This is a genomic window from Corynebacterium freneyi, assembly GCF_030408835.1.
In the GTDB taxonomy this organism is placed as follows: Bacteria; Actinomycetota; Actinomycetes; order Mycobacteriales; family Mycobacteriaceae; genus Corynebacterium; species Corynebacterium freneyi.
On sequence record NZ_CP047357.1, the window covers coordinates 1,712,943 to 1,736,222 of the forward strand.

The 23,280-nt window shown below is 68.4% G+C and carries 19 protein-coding genes, 1 rRNA gene and 1 pseudogene; all 21 read right to left on the minus strand.

All coding sequences use genetic code 11. The annotated features are described in order from the left end of the window. Nucleotides 1-37: 37 nt before the first annotated feature. Nucleotides 38-1,558, minus strand: a 16S ribosomal RNA gene (locus CFREN_RS07690). A 641-nt stretch (nt 1,559-2,199) separates the two neighbouring features. Further along, nucleotides 2,200-3,474: a tyrosine--tRNA ligase gene (tyrS, locus tag CFREN_RS07695; protein ID WP_209654627.1), complete on the minus strand. Its 1,275-nt coding sequence runs from the start codon at nt 3,472-3,474 to the stop codon at nt 2,200-2,202. 110 nt (nt 3,475-3,584) lie between these two features. Then, nucleotides 3,585-4,262, minus strand: a complete 678-nt coding sequence (locus tag CFREN_RS07700; RefSeq protein WP_070522509.1) for a DNA-3-methyladenine glycosylase — start codon at nt 4,260-4,262, stop codon at nt 3,585-3,587. Nucleotides 4,263-4,273: 11 nt separating this feature from the next. Beyond that, nucleotides 4,274-4,447 carry a Trm112 family protein gene (locus CFREN_RS07705; protein ID WP_070522507.1) on the minus strand — a complete coding sequence of 58 codons (174 nt, stop codon included), beginning with the start codon at nt 4,445-4,447 and terminating at the stop codon, nt 4,274-4,276. Between the two features lie 11 nt (nt 4,448-4,458). Beyond that, nucleotides 4,459-5,139 carry a hypothetical protein gene (locus tag CFREN_RS07710; protein ID WP_070522505.1) on the minus strand — a complete coding sequence of 227 codons (681 nt, stop codon included), beginning with the start codon at nt 5,137-5,139 and terminating at the stop codon, nt 4,459-4,461. Further along, entirely contained in the window at nt 5,126-6,745 is a 1,620-nt protein-coding gene (locus CFREN_RS07715; protein ID WP_070522501.1) for a VWA domain-containing protein, read from the minus strand. Before CFREN_RS07715 ends, CFREN_RS07710 begins: the two co-directional genes overlap by 14 nt. Before the next feature lie 26 nt (nt 6,746-6,771). After that, on the minus strand, nt 6,772-7,998 hold the full coding sequence (locus CFREN_RS07720; protein WP_209652734.1) for a hypothetical protein: 1,227 nt from the start codon (nt 7,996-7,998) through the stop codon (nt 6,772-6,774). A 72-nt stretch (nt 7,999-8,070) separates the two neighbouring features. Then, entirely contained in the window at nt 8,071-9,525 is a 1,455-nt protein-coding gene (gene argH, locus CFREN_RS07725; protein ID WP_209652733.1) for an argininosuccinate lyase, read from the minus strand. 96 nt (nt 9,526-9,621) lie between these two features. Next, a complete protein-coding gene (locus CFREN_RS07730; protein ID WP_070522493.1) occupies nt 9,622-10,821 on the minus strand; it encodes an argininosuccinate synthase in 1,200 nt (399 codons plus the stop codon). 41 nt (nt 10,822-10,862) lie between these two features. After that, on the minus strand, nt 10,863-11,345 hold the full coding sequence (locus CFREN_RS07735; protein ID WP_035119575.1) for an arginine repressor: 483 nt from the start codon (nt 11,343-11,345) through the stop codon (nt 10,863-10,865). Nucleotides 11,346-11,351: 6 nt separating this feature from the next. Next, on the minus strand, nt 11,352-12,323 hold the full coding sequence (gene argF, locus CFREN_RS07740) for an ornithine carbamoyltransferase (protein WP_209652731.1): 972 nt from the start codon (nt 12,321-12,323) through the stop codon (nt 11,352-11,354). 115 nt (nt 12,324-12,438) lie between these two features. Then, nucleotides 12,439-13,656: an acetylornithine transaminase gene (locus tag CFREN_RS07745; RefSeq protein WP_209652728.1), complete on the minus strand. Its 1,218-nt coding sequence runs from the start codon at nt 13,654-13,656 to the stop codon at nt 12,439-12,441. Between the two features lie 196 nt (nt 13,657-13,852). After that, nucleotides 13,853-14,747, minus strand: a pseudogene (gene argB, locus CFREN_RS07750) (acetylglutamate kinase); the annotation flags it as partial. Nucleotides 14,748-14,762: 15 nt separating this feature from the next. After that, nucleotides 14,763-15,944 (minus strand): bifunctional glutamate N-acetyltransferase/amino-acid acetyltransferase ArgJ, encoded by a 1,182-nt coding sequence (gene argJ, locus CFREN_RS07755; RefSeq protein ID WP_209654625.1) that lies wholly within the window; start codon nt 15,942-15,944, stop codon nt 14,763-14,765. A 44-nt stretch (nt 15,945-15,988) separates the two neighbouring features. Continuing rightward, complete coding sequence (gene argC / locus CFREN_RS07760) at nt 15,989-17,032, minus strand: N-acetyl-gamma-glutamyl-phosphate reductase (protein ID WP_209652726.1); 1,044 nt, start codon at nt 17,030-17,032, stop codon at nt 15,989-15,991. Nucleotides 17,033-17,182: 150 nt separating this feature from the next. Beyond that, nucleotides 17,183-19,684, minus strand: coding sequence for a phenylalanine--tRNA ligase subunit beta (gene pheT / locus CFREN_RS07765; protein ID WP_209652724.1), 2,502 nt, complete (start codon nt 19,682-19,684; stop codon nt 17,183-17,185). Between the two features lie 35 nt (nt 19,685-19,719). Beyond that, the gene (gene pheS, locus CFREN_RS07770) at nt 19,720-20,769 is read right to left on the minus strand and encodes a phenylalanine--tRNA ligase subunit alpha (RefSeq protein WP_209652722.1); all 1,050 of its coding nucleotides are present in this window, start codon (nt 20,767-20,769) and stop codon (nt 19,720-19,722) included. Between the two features lie 213 nt (nt 20,770-20,982). Then, nucleotides 20,983-21,804: a TrmH family RNA methyltransferase gene (locus CFREN_RS07775; RefSeq protein ID WP_209652720.1), complete on the minus strand. Its 822-nt coding sequence runs from the start codon at nt 21,802-21,804 to the stop codon at nt 20,983-20,985. A 28-nt stretch (nt 21,805-21,832) separates the two neighbouring features. Continuing rightward, nucleotides 21,833-22,216, minus strand: a complete 384-nt coding sequence (gene rplT / locus CFREN_RS07780) for a 50S ribosomal protein L20 (RefSeq protein ID WP_070522567.1) — start codon at nt 22,214-22,216, stop codon at nt 21,833-21,835. 89 nt (nt 22,217-22,305) lie between these two features. Beyond that, nucleotides 22,306-22,500, minus strand: coding sequence for a 50S ribosomal protein L35 (rpmI, locus tag CFREN_RS07785; RefSeq protein ID WP_035119589.1), 195 nt, complete (start codon nt 22,498-22,500; stop codon nt 22,306-22,308). 125 nt (nt 22,501-22,625) lie between these two features. Then, a complete protein-coding gene (infC, locus tag CFREN_RS07790) occupies nt 22,626-23,177 on the minus strand; it encodes a translation initiation factor IF-3 (RefSeq protein WP_035119595.1) in 552 nt (183 codons plus the stop codon). Nucleotides 23,178-23,280 lie beyond the last annotated feature (103 nt).

Here is a 23,280-nt window from a genome sequence, read left to right on the forward strand (position 1 = left end):
AGCACAAGGGGCCGACTTAACAAAACAAACTCCTTAGAAAGGAGGTGATCCAGCCGCACCTTCCGGTACGGCTACCTTGTTACGACTTCGTCCCAATCACCGATCCCACCTTCGACAGCTCCCCCCACAAAGGGTTGGGCCACTGGCTTCGGGTGTTACCGACTTTCATGACGTGACGGGCGGTGTGTACAAGGCCCGGGAACGTATTCACCGCAGCGTTGCTGATCTGCGATTACTAGCGACTCCGACTTCACGGGGTCGAGTTGCAGACCCCGATCCGAACTGAGACCGGCTTTAAGGGATTAGCTCCACCTCACGGTATCGCAACCCACTGTACCGACCATTGTAGCATGTGTGAAGCCCTGGACATAAGGGGCATGATGATTTGACGTCATCCCCACCTTCCTCCGAGTTGACCCCGGCAGTTTCTCACGAGTCCCCACCATCACGTGCTGGCAACATAAGACAAGGGTTGCGCTCGTTGCGGGACTTAACCCAACATCTCACGACACGAGCTGACGACAACCATGCACCACCTGTATACGAGCCACAAGGGAAACCACATCTCTGCGGCGATCCCGTATATGTCAAGCCCAGGTAAGGTTCTTCGCGTTGCATCGAATTAATCCACATGCTCCGCCGCTTGTGCGGGCCCCCGTCAATTCCTTTGAGTTTTAGCCTTGCGGCCGTACTCCCCAGGCGGGGCGCTTAATGCGTTAGCTACGGCACAGAAGTCGTGGAAGACCCCTACACCTAGCGCCCACCGTTTACGGCATGGACTACCAGGGTATCTAATCCTGTTCGCTACCCATGCTTTCGCTCCTCAGCGTCAGTTACTGCCCAGAGACCCGCCTTCGCCACCGGTGTTCCTCCTGATATCTGCGCATTTCACCGCTACACCAGGAATTCCAGTCTCCCCTACAGTACTCAAGTTATGCCCGTATCGCCTGCACGCCCGGAGTTAAGCCCCGGAATTTCACAGACGACGCGACAAACCACCTACGAGCTCTTTACGCCCAGTAATTCCGGACAACGCTCGCACCCTACGTATTACCGCGGCTGCTGGCACGTAGTTAGCCGGTGCTTCTTCTCCATCTACCGTCAGAAAACCTTCGTCGATGGTGAAAGGAGTTTACAACCCGAAGGCCGTCATCCCCCACGCGGCGTCGCTGCATCAGGCTTCCGCCCATTGTGCAATATTCCCCACTGCTGCCTCCCGTAGGAGTCTGGGCCGTGTCTCAGTCCCAATGTGGCCGTCCACCCTCTCAGGCCGGCTACCCGTCGCCGCCTTGGTAGGCCATTACCCCACCAACAAGCTGATAGGCCGCGGGCCCATCCCACACCGAAAAAACTTTCCACCACACCCTCACGATGCGGTCCTATCCGGTATTAGACCCAGTTTCCCAGGCTTATCCCGAAGTGCGGGGCAGGTCACCCACGTGTTACTCACCCGTTCGCCACTCGTGTACCCCAGCAAGCTGGGGCCTTACCGTTCGACTTGCATGTGTTAAGCACGCCGCCAGCGTTCGTCCTGAGCCAGGATCAAACTCTCCACAAAAGCTATTTCAGTGAAAAGCTCAAAACCGGCAAAAACAAACGACAAACCAACCACACTCGGCTGGCCTGGCATTCATATCCGAAAAAACAGTGCACCCACCCCGACAGGGTGAAGGAGCAGGCACACCAAACAGGTTGAAAAGAAAGAGCAACCAGAAACTCCTGGCACTCACCAAATCAACACAAAATAAAGTACATCGGCACACTATCGAGTTCTCAAAAAACACACGCACACCCACAACAACCAGGCACACCCAGCGCCGCAAGCAGCAAGAAGGAATCTTAAACCACCCGCCCCACCGAAGTCAAACTCGGCGCAACCAGAAGGTAAATTCCCCGCAAACACCCCGCCCGACCAGCACCCTTGCAGGCACCAACCCGGCGTCTCGCTTGCCCCGGTAACACTACACACGACCACCACGGACACCAAAAGTCCTGGTCACTGCCTGCTTCTCGGCCATCTTGCCTCCCACATGGCCGTCGTAAAGCCCCAAAGCATCACGCAAACCGCTCAAGGGCGCACTTCGCACGCCACGCTCCCGCACGAAAAAAGCCCGCCACCCCGGATTCGGCTCCGGGATGACGGACACGATGCATGCACCTCGACGCGCGCTTCTTCACCACGCGCCATCGATGCGTTGGTCAGCGGTGGATGCGCACGCCGGCGAAGTTCTTCTTGCCTCGGCGCAGCACCAGCCACGTGCCGTGCAGCAAATCGGAATCGGCGGGCACCCACTCCTCGTCGGTGATGCGCTCGTTGTTGACGTAGGCGCCGCCCTCCTTGAGGGTGCGTCGCGCCTCGCCCTTCGACTTCGCCAGGCCCGATGCGACCAGCAGATCCACCGCGGTATCCGGCTCACCGGCGTTGACGTCGGCAACCTCGGTCTCCGACACCGCCGCGGCCAGCGTCGCCTCATCCAAGTCGGACAACTCGGCCCGGCCGAACAACGCCTGCGCCGCCAGCTCCACGGCCTTGCGGGCATCCTCGCCGTGCACCAGGTCCGTCATCTCCTGCGCCAGGCGACGCTGAGCCTCGCGCTTGAACGGACGCTCGGCGACCGCGACCTCGTACTCGGCGATCTCCTCGCGGGTCAGGAACGTGAACCACTTCAGGTAATCGATGACGACGGAGTCGCCGGCGTTGATGAAGTACTGGTACCACGCGTACGGGCTGGTCAGCTCGGCGTCGAGCCACAGCTTGCCGCCGCCGGTGGACTTGCCGAACTTCTTGCCCTCCGCGTCGGTCACCAGCGGCACGGTCAGCCCGTGGACCTTCTCGCCGTCGAGGCGACGGTTCAGGTCGACGCCGGAAACGATGTTGCCCCACTGATCCGAACCGCCGATCTGCAGGCGGCAGTCGTGGGTGCGGCGCAGGTGCACGTAGTCGTTGGCCTGCAGCAGCATGTAGGAAAACTCGGTGTAGGACATGCCGTCGTTTTCCAGGCGACGCTTGACGGTGTCGCGGTCGAGCATCGTGTTGAGCGAAAAGTTCTTGCCCAAGTCACGAAGGAACTCGATCACCGAGATCTTCGACACCCAGTCGTAGTTGTTGACCAGCAGGCCACGGCCCGGCTGATCCTCCTCGATGATGTCGACGAATCGGCGCAGCTGCTCCTCGATCTTCGCGACGTTGCCGGCGATCTCCTCTTCGGTGAGCATGGAACGCTCGCCGACGTCGCGCGGGTCGCCGATCATGCCGGTGGCGCCACCGGCCAGGGCGATCGGGCGATGCCCGGCGTCCTGGAAACGCTTGAGCATCACCAGCGGAACGAGGTGGCCGGCGTGCAGCGACGAACCCGTCGGATCGAAGCCCACATACGCGGTGATGGGCCCCTCCTCGACCAGGGCGCGCAGGGCGTCCAGGTCCGTCGACTGCGCGATGAGGCCGCGCCATTCCAGGTCTTCGATGATGTTCATGTCGGTCACGCGGAACATCCTAACGTGCCGGAACGCGGCGGGCGTGGCGGGGTCGACCCGCACGGGCGCGTCCCCACGTGGGCGCCGCCGCACCAGGTCCGTCCCGTTGCTCAGGCCAGTCCGTCGGCTTTGGCATGACGACGATACGCCGACACCCCGGGCTCGCCGGGCAGCCAGAATCGCCACGGGCGTTGCGACGCCGCCCTCAATCCCACGCGCGGACCGGAGCGCAGCTCGACATTTCGCAGCTCGGCATCTCGCATCTCAGCATCGGCCACCGGCGCCCGCTCCCCCGCACCGAGCTGCACGCGCGAGGAAGGATCGAAGAGGTCCAGCCCATAGTCGCCCAAGTCAATGCCGAGGGCTTGCCCCAGGTTTCCCGGCCCCCGCGCCAGGTCCCGCAGCACCGGGCTCTTCCGTGCCAGATTCCCGCGCGCCGCGCTCCGCCTCCGCCTCGCGACGTCCTCCCCCTCCAGGATCTCCGCACCTCGCAGCAGAACTCCGCCACCGACTCCATCGGGGCCGGCCGTCACGTTCGCGCAGAAATGAATGCCGTACGACCGGTACACGTACAGGTGCCCTGCGGGCCCGAACATGACGCGGTTGCGCGGGGTCACGCCGGGCCACGTGTGCGCCCCCGGGTCGGGCCACGGCGAATCAGCCGGCCCGCCGTAGGCCTCCACCTCCGTGATCCGCGCCCGCAGACCATCGCCGGGAACGACGAGAACCCGGCCGAGCAGCGCTTTCGCGGCGTCGGCCGGGTGCCCGGACAGGATCTCCCGGTTCAGGGACCCGCCCGTCACCGGGGCCAGTCGACGGCCTCGTCGGAAAGCATCACGGGGATGCCGTCCTCGATCGGGTACGCGATGCCCAGGCGCTCGTTGACCAGGACGGACTCGTCCTCGAGATACGTCAGCGGCCCCTTGTCGCGGGGGCAGGCGAGGATGTCCAGCAACTTCGGATCGAGGCTCATGACGATCGATTCTACGACGTCCACGACGACGGGACGCCATCGTCGTCGTCCGGCACGTCGGGGCGGGGACCGAAGCGCAGCTCCATCTCCAGCCGTTTGCGCTCGAGTTCACGTTGTTCGGCGTCGGCGACGGTGTCGGCGTCGGAGTTGATCCGGTCGACCTGGTGGGCCAGCAGGTCGAGCAGGTCCACGATGTCCTCGGTGGCGGCGAACCTGCGGTCGGGGGCGATGGCGAGGTAGCCGTCGACGACTTCGGGCAGGTCGGAGTTGATGATCTGCGCCACGACGGACCTGTGGTGCGGCATCGATTCCAGCCGCGGCCAGTTGCCCAGCGCCTCGACCAGCCCCGCGTGGACGACGACGATTTCGTCCCGCACCTCCCGCGGCAACGGCGACGTCGACCAGCCCTCGATGCGGCGGCGCAGGTCGCGGCCCAGCTCCTCCGGGCTCTTTCGCTTGACGACGGCCGGCCGGGCATCCGACGACTCCAGGGCCCCGGTGCCGTCGGGGGTCCGTTCCGCCGGGGTCAGCAGCACGCCGACACCCCATGCGGCGGCGGCAGCCACCGGCCAGAAGGCGCCGAAACCGACGGCGAGATGGCCGACGATGACGAGCACCGCCAACACCATGCCGACGATGTTGCGGCGGGAGGCGAAGAAGCCCCCGGCGCCGCCCGAACTACTGGTAGCCACGAATTTCCTTGAACGCGGCATCCAGATCACCGTTGAGGGCGTCGAAGACCTCACCGCCGGTGGCCTTGGCCAGCTCCTCCATTTCACCGACGTTGGCTTCGCCGTAGAGGATCACGAAGACCGGGATCGCCTGGCGCTCCTTCGGCAGCGAACGGTAGTGGGCGAGGAACTCGCCCAACCCCGGGCCATCGGTGACTTCGCCGTCGGTCATGAGCACGATCGACGGGATTCCGGCGTCACCGACGTCGATGGTGTCGTAGGCGTCGATGAGCGCACCGTAGATGGCCGTGCTGCCGAACGGTTCCAGCCGACCGATCGCATCGAGCAACTCGGTGCGCGGGCCGGGGTCGGCCGCGGAAAACCGCACCGTCGTCGATTGCCCGGGCTGCGAGGCAAAGGGCAGCAGGCTGATCCGCTCGCGGTCGCGGAAACCGACCTCCGACGTCGACGTGCGGGCGCTGCCGTCGACCAGCGACGTGAGCGTCGCCTGCAGGGAGCGCATGCGCTCACCCTCCATCGAACCGGAGGTGTCGAGCACAAACGCCGTGTCACCCGGCCTGCGCAGCTCGTTGTGGTACGCCCGGACCAGACGGTCCGTCACCTCCTTCGATCCCGGGAAGGGAAGTTCGATGAGAAGATCGTCCGTCAGCTCCGGGGCGGGATCGGACCGGTCGGCGGGTCGTCGGAAGGAATCCCGCACGACGTCCGGGTTGGCCCGCAGCCACTCGACGATCGACTCCACCCGCTCGCGGGCCTTCGCATCCGCCGGCTCCGCCAGCGCCGACAGCGGATAGTCCGCGCTGACCACGCCGTCGGCAGGCACGATGATCTCGACGTCGAGCCCGTCGGACTTCAGGTCGTGGAGGACCGACTCGTAATTGATCATCGCGTCGGCGCGGGTCGGGTCATCCCGGAACGTCTCCGCCAGCCACCCCGACGAGCCCGAGGTGAGGGTCTGGCCCTCGAACAGGTCGCGCAGCTGCGGGGCGACGCGATCGACGTCCTCGGCGGTCAGGGCGTTGCCCGTGTCGGCCACGGCGGTCGCGACCGACACCAGCGCCGAAAAACCCGAATTCGACGTGCCCGGGTCGGTCATGGCGATGGTCAAATCGCCCTTCGACGTCGCCTCCGCGATCTCCGCCCACGTCGGGGCCGTCGAATCCCAGCCCAGCTCGCGGGCCTTCGCCGACCGTACGCCGAAGGCCACCGGAGACGTGGCGATCTTCTCCGCGCCCACGAGCTTGTCGTCCGCGCCGATGAGCTCGGCGTACCGGTTGGTGGCGAACCACGTGGCGTCATAGCGGCCATCGAACTCGCCGGCGCCCAGTCGCTCGGAGTTGTCCAACGTGCCGCCGGGGAAGTCCATCACGACGTCGAAACCGAGATCCTCCGACGCCCGCTCCATGACGGGTTCGAGGTCCGCCAGCTCCGTGGCCGCGGCGATGTGGATCGTGCCCCCGGCCAGCGAGGAATCCGGCTCGAAGTCGGCGCCGGCCCCACCGGAACCCGCCCCTCCCCCGTCGCCGCCGGAGCAGGCGACGAGGAACAACGCCGTCAAGGCCGCCACGACCACCGCGAACGAGGACCTCCAACGCGAAACATCCATGATCGATTCCTTCCCGTGTGTCCGGTTCATTCGCCCACCGGCGCATCGGCGGCGGCACCGGCATCCTCCTCGGCGGCGCTCGGTTCGCCGCGCCCGCCCAACTCCTCGCCGAGGCCCGTCAACAGCGCCTCGAGCAGATCGAAACTCGGCGGATCGATGACGGAGACCAACTCCGGCGGCGCAGGCGCCCCCTTGTCCGCGAGCACCTCGTCGAAAACGCTCCTGGACTGCGGACGGAAACCGTGCTCCGCCGCCAACCGCTGCAGGTCGGGATCCTCGGCGAGCAACCGAGCCACCTCCGCGCCGTCGGAATTCAGGCCGATGACCGTGTGCTTCGACTGGATCGTCGGATCCGGGTAGGCCAGCACCATGTCGTCGCGGATCGACTCTTCGGCGTTCATCTGCCGCTCGAGGAACTGCGACTCGTAGATCATCACCATCGGCTTCGCCCCAATGCCCTGCGACAGGTAATCGGCGAAGGGCCCGGCGGAGGACGATTCGGTGAATCCCTGGCCCGCCAGCAGCGGTGCGATGCGCTCGACGGCGGCGTCGACCTGGCCGCGGTCCGCGACCACGGCGCCGTCGTTGCCCGCCCACGACAGGATGGACGCGTACATCGCCGCCGAATTCGACGTGCGGGCGTCGGTCGTCGACATCTGCACCGTCCGCGGCGAGGGGTAGGCGCCGTCGCCCACGTCACGCCACCGGGTCCCCTCCTCCGCCAGGCGCAGGTACTCCGTCATGTCGATGTACCAGTGACCGTCTTCTTCGCGAGCGACGCCCTCGGCGGCGAGGACGTCGACGATCGGCCGGAACGTGGCCACGGCCATCGGCGAGTGGAACGGGGTGGTCTCCGCCTCATGCGGATTCTCCTCCGCGATGCGCTTCGCCGCGGGTGCCGACGAGGGGAACGCGAAGTCGAATTCGTCGAGATCGACGCCGGTGGCGATCGTGCGCGAACCGGCCGCCTCGACCGTCACCTCCAGGCCGTGGTCGGCGAACACCTCGCGGACGGCGGGATCGCGGAAATACTCCAGCTTCTCCCAGCCCACGACGCCGGCGACCAGGCGGAGGTCTCCCCCGCCCCCGAGGCCGCCCGATCCCGGGCCCCCGCCCGGAGAATCCTCCGACAGGCCGGGAACGGACACCCACCCGCGGCCCACTGCGACCGCGAGCACGCCCACGACGACGAGGATCAGCGCCACGACCCGGGCGCCCGTTTTCCGCGCGCGCGGAGCAGAAGCAGAGGACATGAAAAGAGACTAAGGGATCAAAACGACCCCCGCAGGGTGAGCGCCGTTGACCGGCGCTCGAGCACTCGTAACCTAGGACGAGCGCACCGGCGCCTCCGCCCACGCGCGACCGTCGGCCGACGCCGAACGCACCCGACCGAGCTGCTCGGCCACGCGCACCCCGGCGGTGCCGCCGCGGGTATCGCGCGACGCCACCGCACCATCGATGGTGAGCACCTCGCGCACCTGCGGGGTCAGCGACTCGTGCACCCCGGCGAGCTCGTCGTCGGAAAGCTCGTGCAACCCCACGCCGCGGGACTCCGCGATGCGCACGCACTGCCCCGACGCCTCGTGCGCGACGCGGAACGGAACGCCCTGGCGCACCATCCACTCCGCGAGATCGGTGGCCAGCGTGAAACCGGCCGGGGCGAGCTCGCGCATCCGATCCTCGTGGAACGTCAGCGTGGCCACCAGGCCCGTCATGGCCGGCAGCAGCAGATTCAGCTGCGCGACGGAATCGACGATCGGCTCCTTGTCCTCCTGCAGGTCACGGTTGTACGCCAACGGCTGCGCCTTCAGCGTCGCCATCAGACCCGACAGGTTGCCGATCAGACGACCGGTCTTGCCGCGCGTGAGCTCCGCGACGTCCGGGTTCTTCTTCTGCGGCATGATCGACGACCCCGTCGACCACTCGTCGGCAAGCGTCACGTAGCCGAACTCCGGGGTGCACCAGGCGATGATCTCCTCCGCCAGACGGGACATGTCCACCGCGATCTGGGCCAGCACGAACGCCGTCTCCGACGCGAAGTCGCGGGAGCTGGTCGCGTCGATGGAGTTGTCCGCCGCCGAATCGAAGCCGAGCTCCGCGGCGATGGCCTCCGGGTCGAGGTGCAGCGACGAACCCGCCAACGCACCCGAGCCGTAGGGGCTCACCGCCAGACGACGATCCAGATCCCGGATGCGCTCGACGTCCCTCAGCAACGGCTGCGCGTGGGCCAGCAGCTGATGACCCAACAGCACCGGCTGGGCCGCCTGGAAGTGCGTCTTGCCCGGCATGATCGCATCCGGATGGGCCGCCGACTGGTCCGCCAGGGCGTCGACCAGGTCCAGCACGCAGGCCGCGATGTCGCGCACCGCATCGCGGACCCACATGCGGAACAACGTGGCCACCTGGTCGTTGCGGGAACGCCCCGCCCGCAGACGGCCGCCGACCTCGGGGCCGACGCGGTCGATGAGCCCGCGTTCCATCGCACCGTGGACGTCCTCGTCGGACTCCTCCGGGCCGAACGCGCCGGACGCTACGTCGGCGCCCAACTCGTCCAGGCCCTTCAGCATGGTGGCCAGGTCGTCGTCGGTGAGCAGGCCCCGCGCATTGAGAACCTTCGCGTGGGCCTTCGACGCCAGCACGTCATACGGGGCGAGCACCCAGTCGAAGTGCGTCGACTTGCTCAACGCCGCCATGGCGTCGGCGGGCCCGCCGGAAAAACGGCCTCCCCACAGCGAACCCTCGTTGGTGCCGTGCTGCTCGACGGCGGACTGCTCGGACATGTCGGTGGTGCTCCTCATCGGTGATGGAATGCTGCCGCCCGGCACCCGAAACCGGGGCCGGGCAGCTGCGCGGTTCTGGTCGTGCGACGCGCGGTCTTACAGGTTGAAGTCGCGCTTGGCGGCCATCTTCGACGACAGGCCGTGCAGCTCGACGAAGCCGCGGGCCAGGGTCTGGTCGAACGTGTCGCCCTCGTCGTAGGTGGCCAGGTTGAAGTCGTACAGCGACGAGTTCGAACGACGGCCGTTGACGTTGCAGTTGCCGGCGTGCATGGTCATGCGGATGTCGCCGGACACGCCCTTCTGGGACTCCTCGATGAAGGTGTCCAGCGCACGCTTGAGCGGCGAGAACCACAGGCCGTCGTACACCAGCTCGGACCACTTGGCCTCGACGCCGCGCTTGTAGCGGGCCAGCTCGCGCTCGACGGTGACGTCCTCCATGGCCGCGTGGGCGGTCATCAGGGCGATGGCGCCCGGGGCCTCGTAGATCTCGCGGGACTTGATGCCCACCAGACGGTCCTCGACCATGTCCAGGCGGCCGACGCCCTGGGCGCCGGCGCGGCGGTTCATCTCCTCGACGGCCTCCAGCATGGTGACGGGCTTGCCGTCGATGGCGACCGGCTTGCCGTCCTCGAAGGAGATGATGACCTCGTCCGGGGAGTTGAAGTTGAGGGTCGGGTCCTCGGTGTAGGCGTAGACGTCCTTCGTCGGGGCGTTCCACAGGTCCTCGAGGTAGCCGGTCTCGATGGCGCGGCCCCACAGGTTCTGGTCGATGGAGAACGGCGACGACTTCGACTGCTCGATCGGGATGTCGTTCTTCTCGGCGAAGGCGATGGCCTTGTCGCGGGTCCAGGCGTAGTCGCGGGCCGGGGCGATGATCTTCAGGTCCGGGGCGGTGTTGGAGAAACCGACCTCGAAACGCACCTGGTCGTTGCCCTTGCCGGTGCAGCCGTGGGCGACGTGGGTGCCGCCGTGATCCTTGGCGGCCTGCGCCATGTGCTTGACGATCAGCGGACGCGACAGAGCCGAAACCAGCGGGTACTGCTTCATGTACAGGGCGTTGGCCTTGATGGCCGGCAGGCAGTACTCTTCGGCGAACTCGTCACGGGCGTCGACGATGACGGACTCGACGGCGCCGGCGTCCAGCGCACGCTGGCGGATGGACTCCATGTCCTCGCCGCCCTGGCCCACGTCGATGGACACGGCGACGACCTCGGCGCCGGTCTCCTGCTTCATCCACTCGATGGCGACGGTGGTGTCCAGGCCGCCGGAGTAGGCGAGAATGACCCGATCAGTCATGTGGGTTCGCTCCTTCTTGGGGGTGTTGATTCTTGTCGATTCTACTGCCCGGCGTCGCCGGACAAACGCCGGGCCAGGTCCGCCCCGGTGAGGGGCTCCCGCGCCAGGCAGAAAATGGTGTCGTCGCCGGCGATCGTGCCGGCGATGTCGGGCAGGCCGGCGCGGTCGATGACGCTGGCCAGGTACTGCGCCGCCCCGGGCGGGGTGCGCAGCACCGCGATGGTTCCGGAGTGGTCGGCGGCCACGAGCAGTTCGTCGAGGACGCGCCGCATGCGGGCGACCGCTCCCCTGCCGGCGTGGATGCCGTCGGAGTCGCCTTCGAGGACGTAGCGGGCGGCCCCGTCGTCTTCGCGGATCTTGCGCGCCCCGAGTTCGTCGAGGTCCCGGGACAGCGTCGCCTGGGCGATGTCGATGCCCTCCGCGGCCAGCAGGGTGGCGAGCTCCATCTGGCTGGAGATTCGCCGCCGGCGCAGCAGGTCCGCGATGCGGGCCTGCCGTGCGGTGCGGGAACCGGGGATGGTCATGGTCGCCTACGCTTCCCCGCCGGCACCGGCGGCGCGGCTGTGCTCCAGCAGCCAGGTCAGCAGCGCCTTCTGGGCGTGCATGCGGTTTTCCGCCTCGTCGAAGACGACGGAGGCCGGGCCGTCGATGACGTCGGCGGTGACCTCGTTGCCGCGGTAGGCGGGCAGGCAGTGCAGGAAGATCGCCCCGTCGGCGGCCTTGGCCATGAGTTCGGCGTTGACCTGGTACGGCAGGAAGGGGGTGCGGCGGTCCAGGCCGTCGTCTTCCTGGCCCATCGACACCCAGGTGTCGGTGAGCACGATCTCGGCGCCGGCGATGGCCTCGTCGACGTCGGCGGTCACGGTGACGGTCGCGCCGGTGTCGGCGGCGATCTTTTCGGCGCGTTCGACGAAACGGGCCTCCGGCTGGAAGCCCTCGGGCGCGCAGATCGTCACGTCGAGTCCGGCCGTCGCAAAGCCGACGAGGTACGAGTTGGCCATGTTGTTGGCGCCGTCGCCGAAGTAGACCGCCTTGCGGCCGGACAGTCCGGCCTGGCCTTCGTCGGGGCAGACGTTTTCGATGATGGTCTGCAGGTCGGCGAGGATCTGGCAGGGGTGGAACTCGTCGGACAGCGCGTTGATCACCGGGACGGTCGCGGTGTCGGCCATGGCTTCGAGGCCGGCCTGGGCGTAGGTGCGCCAGACGATGGCCGAGTTGAAGCGCGACAGCACCGCCGCAGTGTCCTGGTAGGTCTCGCCCTTGCCCATCTGGGACGCGCCGGAGTCGACGACGATGGCGTTGCCGCCGAGCGCCGCGATGCCCGCGTCGAACGAGAAGCGGGTGCGGGTCGACGTCTTGTCGAACAGCACGGCCACGGACTGCGGCCCCTCCAGCGGGCGGGTCCCGTACGGGTCCGCCTTGAGTTTCGCGGCCAGCGCGAGGACCTCCGCCTGCTCGGCGGGGGTCAGGTCGTCGTCCGCGAGGAAGTGTCGGATGGTCACCGTCCCACGGCTCCTTTCTGCGTTGTTCGTGCCTTTGTTTCGTGCTTTACGACGGTCGGCCGTCGGGCCAGCCGTCGTCTTCCCCAGGTGGGGTCCGCCGCCGATTCGGCGGTGGTCAGGCGTCGTCGCCTTCGGCCTGCTTTTCGTCGAGGGCCGCCCGCGCCTCGGCCAGGCACTGGCCGACGAGCTCGACGGCCCGGTCGATTTCCCCGTCCGTCAGGTTCAGCGGGGGCACGACGCGGATGACGTTGGGCTGCGGGGCGTTGAGGATGACGCCGTTGCGGTAGCCCGCGTCGACGGCGCCCTTGGCCAGCGGGCCGTCGAGGACCAGGCCGAGCATGTAGCCGCGGCCGCGGACGTGGTCGACGCCGTCGAGCGAGGCCAGTTTCCGGGCCATGATCCGGCCCTTCTCCGCCACGCGGTCGATGAGGCCCTCCGACTCCAGGGCGTCGATGACGGCCAGCGCCGCCGCCGCGCACACCGGGTTGCCGCCGAACGTGGTGCCGTGGGTTCCCGGGGTGAACAGCTTCGCGGCTTCGCCGTGGGCGATGACCGCGCCGAGCGGCAGTCCGCCGCCGAGGCCCTTGGCCAGGGTCATGACGTCGGGCACGATGCCGGAGTGCTGGTGGGCGAACCAGGCGCCGGTGCGGCCGATGCCGGTCTGCACCTCGTCCACGATCATCATGACGCCGTAGCGCTCGGTCAGCGCCCGGACCTGCTCCAGATAGCCCTCCGGCGGCGCGACGACGCCCGTCTCGCCCTGGATGGGCTCCATGATGACGGCGGCGACGCTGAGCGGGTCGGACTCGATGGTCTTGGTCAAAAACTCGATGTCGCCGTAGGGCACGAACTCGACGCCGGCGGGCATCGGCTCGAACGGCGCGCGCTTGTCGGGCTGGCCGGTCATGGCCAGGGCGCCCATCGTGCGGCCGTGGAACCCGTGGTTGGTGGCGATGATGCGGCGGCGACCGGTCAGCCGCGCCAACTTGAACGCGGCCTCGTTGGCCTCCGTGCCGGAGTTGCAGAACATCACGCGGGTGTCCTCCGCGCCCCAACCGGTCAGCTCGATGAGCTTCTCGGCCAGTTCCAGCGGCGGCTCGGAGCCGAAGATGTTGGACACGTGGCCGAGTTCGGCGATCTGCTTCGACACGGCGTCGACGATCGCCGGGTGGCCGTGGCCGAGTGCGTTGACGGCGATGCCGGAGAGCAGGTCGAGGTACTTCTTGCCCTCGGAGTCCGTCAGCCACGGCCCCTCGCCCTTGACCAGCTCGATGCGCGGCGTGCCGTAGTTGTCCATCATCCTGGCGGTCCAGGCGTCGGTGAAGGCGGTCATCACACGTCTCCTTCGCGGTCGGTGTCGGTGTTGTCGTCGGCGGCGGACGTGTCGGACAGGTCCGCGGCCGCGTCGGCGGCGGCGCCGGAGGACCGGGCCACGCGGGCGGCGGCCGCGGTGGCCTGCGCCCCCTCCGGGTCCTCCGTGGCGGCGCGCAGGGCGCGGGCGCCCGGATCGTCGCCGAGCGTTCCGTCGCCGGGCCGCACCATCGTGCCGATGCCGCCGGAGGTGAGCAACTCCAGCAGTACGGAGTGGGGCTGGCGGCCGTCGATGACGTGCGCGGCCTTGACGCCGTTGTCCACGGCGTGGAGGCAGGACTCCATCTTCGGGATCATGCCCGCGTCGAGTCCCGGGACTATCTCGCGCAGGTCGTTGGCGGAGATCTGCGAGACGAGCGATCCCTTGTCCGGCCAGTTGGTGTACAGGCCCTCGACGTTGGTCAGGATGACCAGGCGTTCGGCTCCCAGCGCCGCGGCCAGGGCGCCGGCGGCAGTGTCGGCGTTGACGTTGTAGACCTCGCCGTCGCAGCCCGGGGCGATGGTGGACACGACCGGGATGCGGCCCGCATCAATCAGATCGAACAAGGATTCCGACTTGACTTCCACGATGTCACCCACGAGACCAATGTCCGTGGGCACGCCGCCGACGTCGACGAGCCGCTTCTCGGCGGTGAAGAGTCCGGCATCCTCGCCCGAGGTGCCCACGGCCAGCGGGCCGTGCGCGTTGATCAAGCCCACGAGCTCCCGGCCGACCTGACCGAAGAGCACCATGCGCACGACCTCCATGACCTCCGGGGTGGTGACGCGGAAGCCTCCTCGGAACTCGCCGTCCAGGCCGAGTCGGCGCAGCATCGAGGAGATCTGCGGGCCGCCTCCGTGGACGACGACCGGCTTGATGCCGACGGTGCGCAGGAACACCATGTCCCGCGCGAACGCCGCCTTGAGGCGGTCATCGGTCATGGCGTTGCCGCCGTACTTGATCACGACGACCTTGTCGCGGTGGTGCTGCAGCCACGGCAGGGCCTCGGCCAGCACGTGGGCGCGGTGTTCCGGGGTGAGGTCCTCGGTGAGATTTCCGCTGAAGGGACTCATGGGTGGCGGCCTTCCTTACGTCGAGTACGCCGAGTTGATGTGCACGTAATCGTGCGAGAGGTCGGTGGTGCGCACCGTCGCCGATCCCCCGTCGCCGGTGCCCAGGTCGACTTCCACGTGAATGTCGGAGCCGGACAGGTCGACGTCGCGGGCGTCGGGGGTGCCGCCGGTGTCGCGGCAGACGACGTGCCCGTTGAAGGACACGGTGATGTGCTCCGGGTCCATGGCCACCGGGGCGACGCCCACGGCGGCGAGCACGCGGCCCCAGTTCGGGTCGGAGCCGAACATCGCGCACTTGAACAGGTTGTCGCGGCCGATGATGCGCGCGGCGACCAGGGCGTCGTCTTCTCCGCCGGTGCCTGTGACGGTGATGGCGACGCGCTTGGTCACGCCTTCGGCGTCGCCCTGCATCTGCGCGGCGATGGAGTCGCAGACGGCCAGCACGGCGGCGTCGAGCTCCTCCTGGGTCGGCACGTACCCGGAGGCGCCCGAGGCCAGCAGCAGCACGGTGTCGTTGGTGGACGTAGAACCGTCGATGTCGAGTCGGTTGAACGTCTTCTCGGAGGCGGCGGCCAACGCGGCGTGCGCCATCTCCGGCGTGATGTCGGCGTCGGTGGTCAGCACGCCGAGCATCGTGGCCATGGACGGGCTGATCATGCCGACTCCCTTGCCCATCGCCCCGACGGTGAAGCCATCTGCGCGGCGGACCGCTTGCTTGTCGACGAGGTCCGTCGTCATGATCGCGGTGGCCGCGGCGCGCCCGGCGACGTTGTCGCCCGAAAGGCCGCCGACCAGCGGCTCAATGCCGCCGAGGATCGTGTCCATCGGCAGGCGATCGCCGATGAGGCCCGTCGAGCACACGGCGATGTCGGTCACGGGCACCCCGAGCTCGTCGGAAAGCGACTCGCACGACCGCAGGGCGTCCTCGACGCCGGGGCGACCGTTGCAGGCGTTCGCGTTACCCGAATTGAGCAGCACGGCGGTGATGGAACCGTCCTCGATGTGATCCCGGGTGACGGTCACCGGCGCGGCGACGACGCGGTTGCGGGTGAACACGGCGGCCGCGGTCTTCTTCGGGCCGTCGTTGACCACCAGGGCCATGTCCGGCTTGCCCGAGGCCTTGATGCCGGCGGTGATGCCGGAGGCGCGGAACCCCCGCGGGGCGACGACGCCGCCGCACTCGGGGCCGAACTCCACGGTCCCGCCGACGGTGGCGTCGGCGACGGAAAACTTCTCGGCGGTCACGGCGCAACACCCGCCAGCGGCAGGCCGGCCGTCTCCGGCTGGCCGATGATGAGGTTCATGCACTGCACGGCGGCGCCGCCGGTGCCCTTGGTCAGGTTGTCGATGGCCGACGTGATCAGCAGGCGACCGGCGCGCTCGTCGACCTCGACCTGCACCTGCACCAGGTTCGAGCCGATGACGGACTTCGTCTGCGGCTGAAGGCCCCCGGCGAGCAGCTGGACGAAGGGCTCGCCGTCGAACGCGGCGACGTAGGCCTCGCGGGCCGACTCCGTGGTCACTCCGGCATCCGCCAACGGCGCGGTGGCCGTGGTGAGGATGCCGCGCGACGTCGGGGCGAGCACCGGCGTGAAGCTGACGTTGACGTCGTCGGCGAAGACGCCGAGGTTCTGCCGGAACTCGGCGGTGTGCCGGTGGCGGCCCGCGGTGTTGTACGCCTTGAGGTTGCCCATGACCTCCGAGCCGAGCATCGGCACGGCGGCCTTCTTGCCCGCCCCGGACGTGCCCGTGATGGACACGACGGAGAAGTCGGGCTCGACCAGGCCCGCCGCCAGCGACGGGTACAGCGCGATGGAGGCGCCCGTCGGGAAGCAGCCGGGCACGGCGATGCGGTTGGAGCCCGCGATCTTGTCGCGCTGGCCCGGAAGCTCCGGAATGCCGTAGGCCCACGTCCCGGCATGCGGGGAACCGTAGTAGTGCTCCCACTCGGCGGCATCGGACAGCCGGAAATCGGCTCCGCAGTCGATGATGGTGACGTCGTCGCCGAGCTGCTCGGCGATGGCCGCCGAATGACCGTGCGGCAAACCGAGGAAGACGACGTCATGGCCGCCGAGGGTGTCGGCGTTGGTGTCCTCGATGCGGCGGTCGGCCAGCGGCGCGAGGTGGGGCATGATGTCCCCCACGCGGGCGCCGGCGTTGGAGGCGCCCGTCAACGCGCCGATGGTCAGTTCGCCGGACAGGTGAGCGGGGTGCGAAAGGAGCAGCCGGAGGATTTCCCCTCCGGCGTAACCCGTCGCTCCCGCGATCGCCACTGAAATGCTCATGCGGCCATTCAACACGGATATTCACTCCGATGCAAGATATTCATCGCATCGGCGTGCCGTGCCGCATGACCGCAGGGGCGTGCGGGCCCGGGGCGATCTGTGCACGGGCCGCCCGCGCCCGGCCCCGACGGCCGCAGGGGCGACGCGGAGCTAGCCGCGCAACTCCGCGTCGTGCCGCTGCTTGGCCAGCTCGATGGCGGCCAGGCGCCCCTCGGAGGCCTCGTCCTCGGTGAGCGTGCGGTCCGTGGCGCGGAAACGCAGCGAGAACGTCAGGGAACGACGCCCCTCGCCGAGCTGCTCCGAGCGGTAGACGTCGAAGATGCGGATCGACTCGAGCAAATCGCCGGCGCCCTCGCGGACCGTGGCCTCGACGGCCGAGGCCGGGACCTCGTCGGAGACGACCAGCGCCAGATCCTGGTGCACGGCCGGGAAGGGGCTGAGCACCGGCGCGGGCAGGTGCTCCTCCAGCGGCAGCGCATCCAGGTTGATCTCCAGGGCGCACGTGCGCTCGGGCAGACCGGCGGCGGAAATGACCTTCGGGTGCAGCTCGCCGGCGTAACCGACGACGCGACCGTCGACGCTCAGCTCGGCGCAACGGCCCGGGTGCCACGGCAGGTGCTCGGCGTTGCGGATCTCCAGCTCGACGTCGGCGGCGCGGGCGATGATGCGCGCGGCCTCGATGGCGTCGGCCGCGGAGTAGGCGCGACCCGGCCCCCACGGAGTGTCCAGCTCGATCTGGCCGCAAGCCACCGCGGCGACGTGCAGCGGCTGCTCCGGCAGGGATTCCCGCAGAACGCGCAGCTCCTCGGCGTCGGGCAGGCCGGCGGTCGACGGCATGGGCGAACGACCGTCGCCGCGGACCACGCTGACCTGCTCCACGCCGTACAGCGCCAGATCCACCTGGCCGCGGGACACGTTGCGGCGCAGGGAATCGAGCATCGCCGGCAGCAGGGTGGTGCCCAGCTGCGCGCGATCGCTCTCCAGCGGGTTGATCACCTTCACGGTGTTGCGGCGCGGGTCGTCGGCGTCGAGGCCCCACACGTCGAAGACGTCGTTGGCGGTGAACGGGGTCGGGAGGATCTCCAGGTACCCGTTGTGGGCCAGCGCGTGACCGACGTTGCGGCGCAGCTGCTGACGCGGGGTCAGACCGCGGCCGGCCGGGGCCACCGGCAGGACCACCGGGATGTCCTCCAGGCCCTCGAGTCGCAGGACCTCCTCCACCAGGTCAGCCGGCATGGTCAGGTCGGGGCGCCACGTCGGCGGGGTCACCAGGAGCGTGTCGCCGTCGGAGGAGGCCTCCACGGAGCAGCCGACCTCCTCGAGACGGCCGATGACCGTCTCGCGGGAGTACTCCACGCCGGCCACCCGCGACGGACGGTCGGCCGGGAACTCGATGGTCGCCGGCTGCGGCACGTCTCCCACGAGGGTGCGGCCCGGCTCCACGGCGCCTCCGCCAAGCTCGGCGAGCAGGCGGCACGCCAGGTCCAGCGACGGCTCGACCAGGGCCGGGTCGACGTTGCGCTCGAATCGGCGCGACGACTCCGACGACAGCTTGTGACGGCGGCCGGTGCGGAACACCCGCAGCGGCGACCAGATGGCAGCCTCGAACAGCACGTCCGTGGTGCCGTCGGCGATCTCGGAGGTCAGGCCGCCCATCACGCCGGCCAGGGACTGGATGCCGGAGTCGTCGCAGATGACGACGTCCTCGGGATCGAGCTTGCGCTCGACGTGATCCAGCGTGGTCAGGGTCTCCCCCGCCACGGCGTTGCGCACCGTCAGGCCACCGGAGATCGCACCGCCGTCGAAGGCGTGCATCGGCTGGCCCAGCAGCAGCATGACGTAGTTGGTGATGTCCGTCGGCAGGTTGACGCTGCGCTGGCCGGCGAGCAACAGGCGGCGGCGCATCCACCACGGAGTCGTCGCCTTCGGGTCGACGCCGGTGACGCGACGCAGGCCGAAGCGCACGGCGTCGGTCTCCGGGCGCACCTCCAGATCCAGGACCGACCCCTCCGCCGCAATCGGCTCGACGTCGGCGGGATCGGCGAACTCGACGTCGAACGCCGAGCAGATCTCGCGGCCAAGACCGCGCACCGACAGCGCGTAACCGCGGTCCGGGGTGACGTTGACCTCGAACAGCTCGTCGTCCAGGCCGAGGAAGGCCCGCGCGTCGGCTCCGATTTCCACGTCGGCGTCGTCAAGCACCGACTCCGGCAGCGCGATGATGCCGGCGGACTGCGCCGTCAGCCCCAACTCGGCCTCCGAGCACAGCATGCCGGCGGAAATCCGCCCGTACGTCTTGCGCGCGCCGATGGCGAAATCGCCCGGCAGCACCGCACCCGGCAGCGCCACGACGACGATGTCACCCTCGGCGAAATTGCGGGCGCCGCAGATGATGCCCTGCCGCTCGCCGGTGCCGTTGGCCTCGCCGACGTCGACCATGCAGAAGCGGATCGGCTTCTTGAACTCGGTCAACTCCTCGATCTCGGCGACGCGGCCGAAGACCAGCGGACCGGTGACCGGAGGCAGGGGCTCATGGCCCTCGGTTTCGAAGCCGACGCGGACGAAACCTGCGTCGATCTCATCGGGCGTGACGGACCAGCCGGGATTGGCCGCGGCGACGACGTCGGTGACCCAGGACTGCGGGATGAACATGGAAGCGATTCTCCTTCGAGTGGTGGGTGTGCCGATTAACCGCGGATGCCGAACGGCTGGGTGAAGCGAACGTCGCCCTCGACCATGTCGCGCATGTCGGACAGTCCGTTGCGGAACTGCAGGGTGCGCTCCAGGCCCATGCCGAACGCGAAGCCCGAGTACTCCTCCGGGTCGATGCCCGAGGCGCGCAGGACGTTGGGGTTGACCATGCCGCAGCCTCCCCACTCGATCCAGCCGGCGCCGCCCTTCTTGTTGGGGAACCAGACGTCGACCTCGGCCGAGGGCTCGGTGAACGGGAAGTAGTTCGGGCGCATGCGGGTACGGGTGTCCGGCCCGAACAGTTCCTTGGCCATGTGGTCGAGGGTGCCGCGCAGGTGGCCCATGGTCAGGCCCTTGTCGATGGCCAGCCCCTCCACCTGGTGGAACACCGGAGTGTGGGTGGCGTCGAGCTCATCGGTGCGGAACGTACGGCCCGGGCAAATGACGTAGATGGGCAGGTCGCGTTCCTGCATGGTGCGCACCTGCACCGGCGACGTGTGCGTGCGCAGCACCTGCCGCGACCCGGCCGGGGCGATGTGGAAGGTGTCCTGCAGCGTGCGCGCCGGGTGATCGGGCAGGAAGTTCAGGGCGTCGAAGTTGAAGTACTCGGCCTCGACCTCCGGCCCCTCGGCGATCTCCCAGCCCATGCCCACGAAAATGTCGCCGATCTGCTCCGACAGGATGGTGATCGGGTGCATGCCGCCGCGCTGGCCGCGGGTGGTGTCGACGGTGACGTCGATGCGCTCCTCGACGAGCCGACGCGCCGCGTCCTCTTCCTCCAGCACCGCCTGGCGCTGCGCGAATTCCTTCTCCACCGCGCCGCGCACCACGTTGACGCGGCGTCCGACGTCCTTGCGCTCGGCCTTCGGAATCGAACCGAGGGCGCGGCGGGCCTGCGGGATCGGGGCGTCGTCGCCGAGATGCGCGCGGCGCGCCTCGGCGAGCTGGGCCAGGTCGGAGGCCTCGGCGAACGCGGCCTTCGCGGCGGCGGCGGCGGCGTTCAGCGCTTCCTCGGACAGATCGATGGAGGTGGGGGTGTCGCTCACGTCAGGTGCCCATTTCTTCGTCGGCGGGGACGACGGGGCTGGCGCACGCTGGGGCGCGCCGACCCCGTTCTTGACAACGGGCAATCATAGCCGCTCCCCCGGAGCGGCACCGTCACCGCCCGGGCCGACGCCGTCACCGTTGCTTCGTCACCGCGTCGTCATTGCTTTACGACGGTCGGCGTGACGCCACGGCGCCCGGTGCACCCCGGCGGGCTACTGGCCCCGGGCCGTCTCCCACAGGCACATCGCCGCGGCGGTCGCCAGATTGAGTGACTCGGCGCCGCCGCGAATGGGAATGGACACCCGAGCGCCCGCCCCCGCCAGGACGTCGCCCGGCAAACCATGGGCCTCGTTGCCGAACAACCACGCCACCGGACCCGTCGGCAGCTCATCGCGGCCCAGGACCACGTCGGCGTCCATCGTGGTGGCCAACGTCGTAAAGCCGGCCTCGGCCACCGCACGCAAGACCGCATCCACGTCACGCTCGCGGGCCACCGGCACATTGAATACCGACCCCGCCGACGAACGCACGACCTTGCCGCCGAGCGGATCGACGGAATCGCCGGCGAGGATGACGCCCCCGGCGCCGAGCGCGTCGGCCATGCGGATGATGGTGCCCGCATTGCCCGGGTCATTGCATTCGACGGGCACGACGAGCACGCCCGACTCGACGCCGGCTGCGATGGCGCGTTCCATCGGCGACAGCGCCGCATCGGAGGCGCACACGGCGAACAGGCCGGCGGTGGTGACTGTCTCGGACAGCGACGCCGCCGCCGAATCATCGATGACCGACACCGGGCGCCCCGAAGCCACCGCCTCGTCGAGCAATTCGCGGTGACGATCGATCGCCGAGTCGGTGGCGAAGACCTCGACGACCGCACCCGCCCGCAGCGCCGCATCGACGGAATTGAAACCCTCCACCAGAAACCGCCCCGCCTTGCGACGGGCCGCGGCCCGGTGGAGCTTCGAAGCCGAAACGACCCGCGGAGTCCTTGCGGTGAAGGTCTCCACGGGTCGTCGGAAGTCGTCAGCCATGACGACGAGAGTACGCGAGAGCGAACGCCTACTTGGCGGCCGGGGCGTTGACGTCCTCCGGCAGCGCGGCCTTGGCGGTCTCGACCAGGGCGGCGAAGGCGGCGGCGTCGTTGACGGCGAGCTCGGCCAGGTTCTTGCGGTCGACCTCGACACCGGCCAGGGCCAGGCCCTGGATGAAACGGTTGTAGGTCATGCCGTTGGCGCGGGCGGCGGCGTTGATGCGCTGGATCCACAGCTTGCGGAACTGGCCCTTGCGCTGACGGCGGTCGCGGAACTCGTAGGTCTTCGAGTGGAGCATCTGCTCCTTGGCCTTGCGGTACAGGCGGGAGCGCTGGCCGCGGTAGCCCTTGGCGGAATCGAGAACTTCGCGACGCTTCTTCTTGGCGTTGACGGACCGCTTCACACGTGCCACGTTGATACTTCCTTACTTATCTGACGGATGTTGTGTTCGTTATCCGGTCCCCGGCGCCCTGGCCGGGGATCACGGGCAGTGGGAGGCGCTTACGCCTTGCCCAGGAGGCGCTTGATGCGCTTCTCGTCGGCCTTGGCGACGTCGGTGGTGCCCTTCAGGCGGCGGGTGCGGGTCGAGGGCTTGCCCTCGAGAAGGTGGCGGCGGTTGGCCTGCTCGCGGCGGAGCTTGCCGGCGCCGGTGACCTTGATGCGCTTGGCGGTGCCCTTGTGGGTCTTCTGCTTCATGGTGTTTCGCGTCCTTTTCGAAATCTTGTTGTCCGGAATCGTCGCGACGCCCGTTTTCGGGGCGCGGTGGTCCGCCCGGGGATGCCTGCCGCATCCCGGTTCGCGTCATTCCGGCCGTTGGCCGGCTACTTCTTGTTGCCCTTGCGGACCGGCCCCAGGACCATCGTCATGTTGCGGCCGTCCTGCTTGGCGCGCGTCTCGACGATGCCGTGTTCCTTGACATCCTCGGCGAGGCGCTCCAACAGGCGGAAACCGAGCTCCGGGCGCGACTGCTCGCGGCCGCGGAACATGATGGTGACCTTGACCTTCGACCCCTTGTCGAGGAAGCGGACCACGTTGGCCTTCTTCGTCTCGTAGTCGTGATCGTCGATCTTCGGCCGGAACTTCTGTTCCTTGACCACAGTCTGCTGCTGGTTCTTGCGAGCTTCCCGGGCCTTCTGGGCCTGCTCGTACTTGAACTTTCCGTAGTCCATGATCTTGCAGACCGGCGGCTTCGCGTTGGGCGCGACCTCGACGAGGTCGAGATCGGCTTCGTACGCGAGCTTGCGGGCGTCATCCGTGCGAACGATGCCGACCTGCTCACCACCGGGTCCGACGAGTCGGACTTCGGGAACTCGGATTCGCTCGTTGATGCGAGCTTCAGCGCTGATGTGGCCTCCTAGGTAGTGCCTGTACATTTCGGTGCCGAACCGCCGGAAGCAAATGTACGAGGGAAGCCACGCGAGGCGACCCGGGAAACGGGCCACGACGCCTTCCGATGTTGACGGGCGCGCGGGCCGC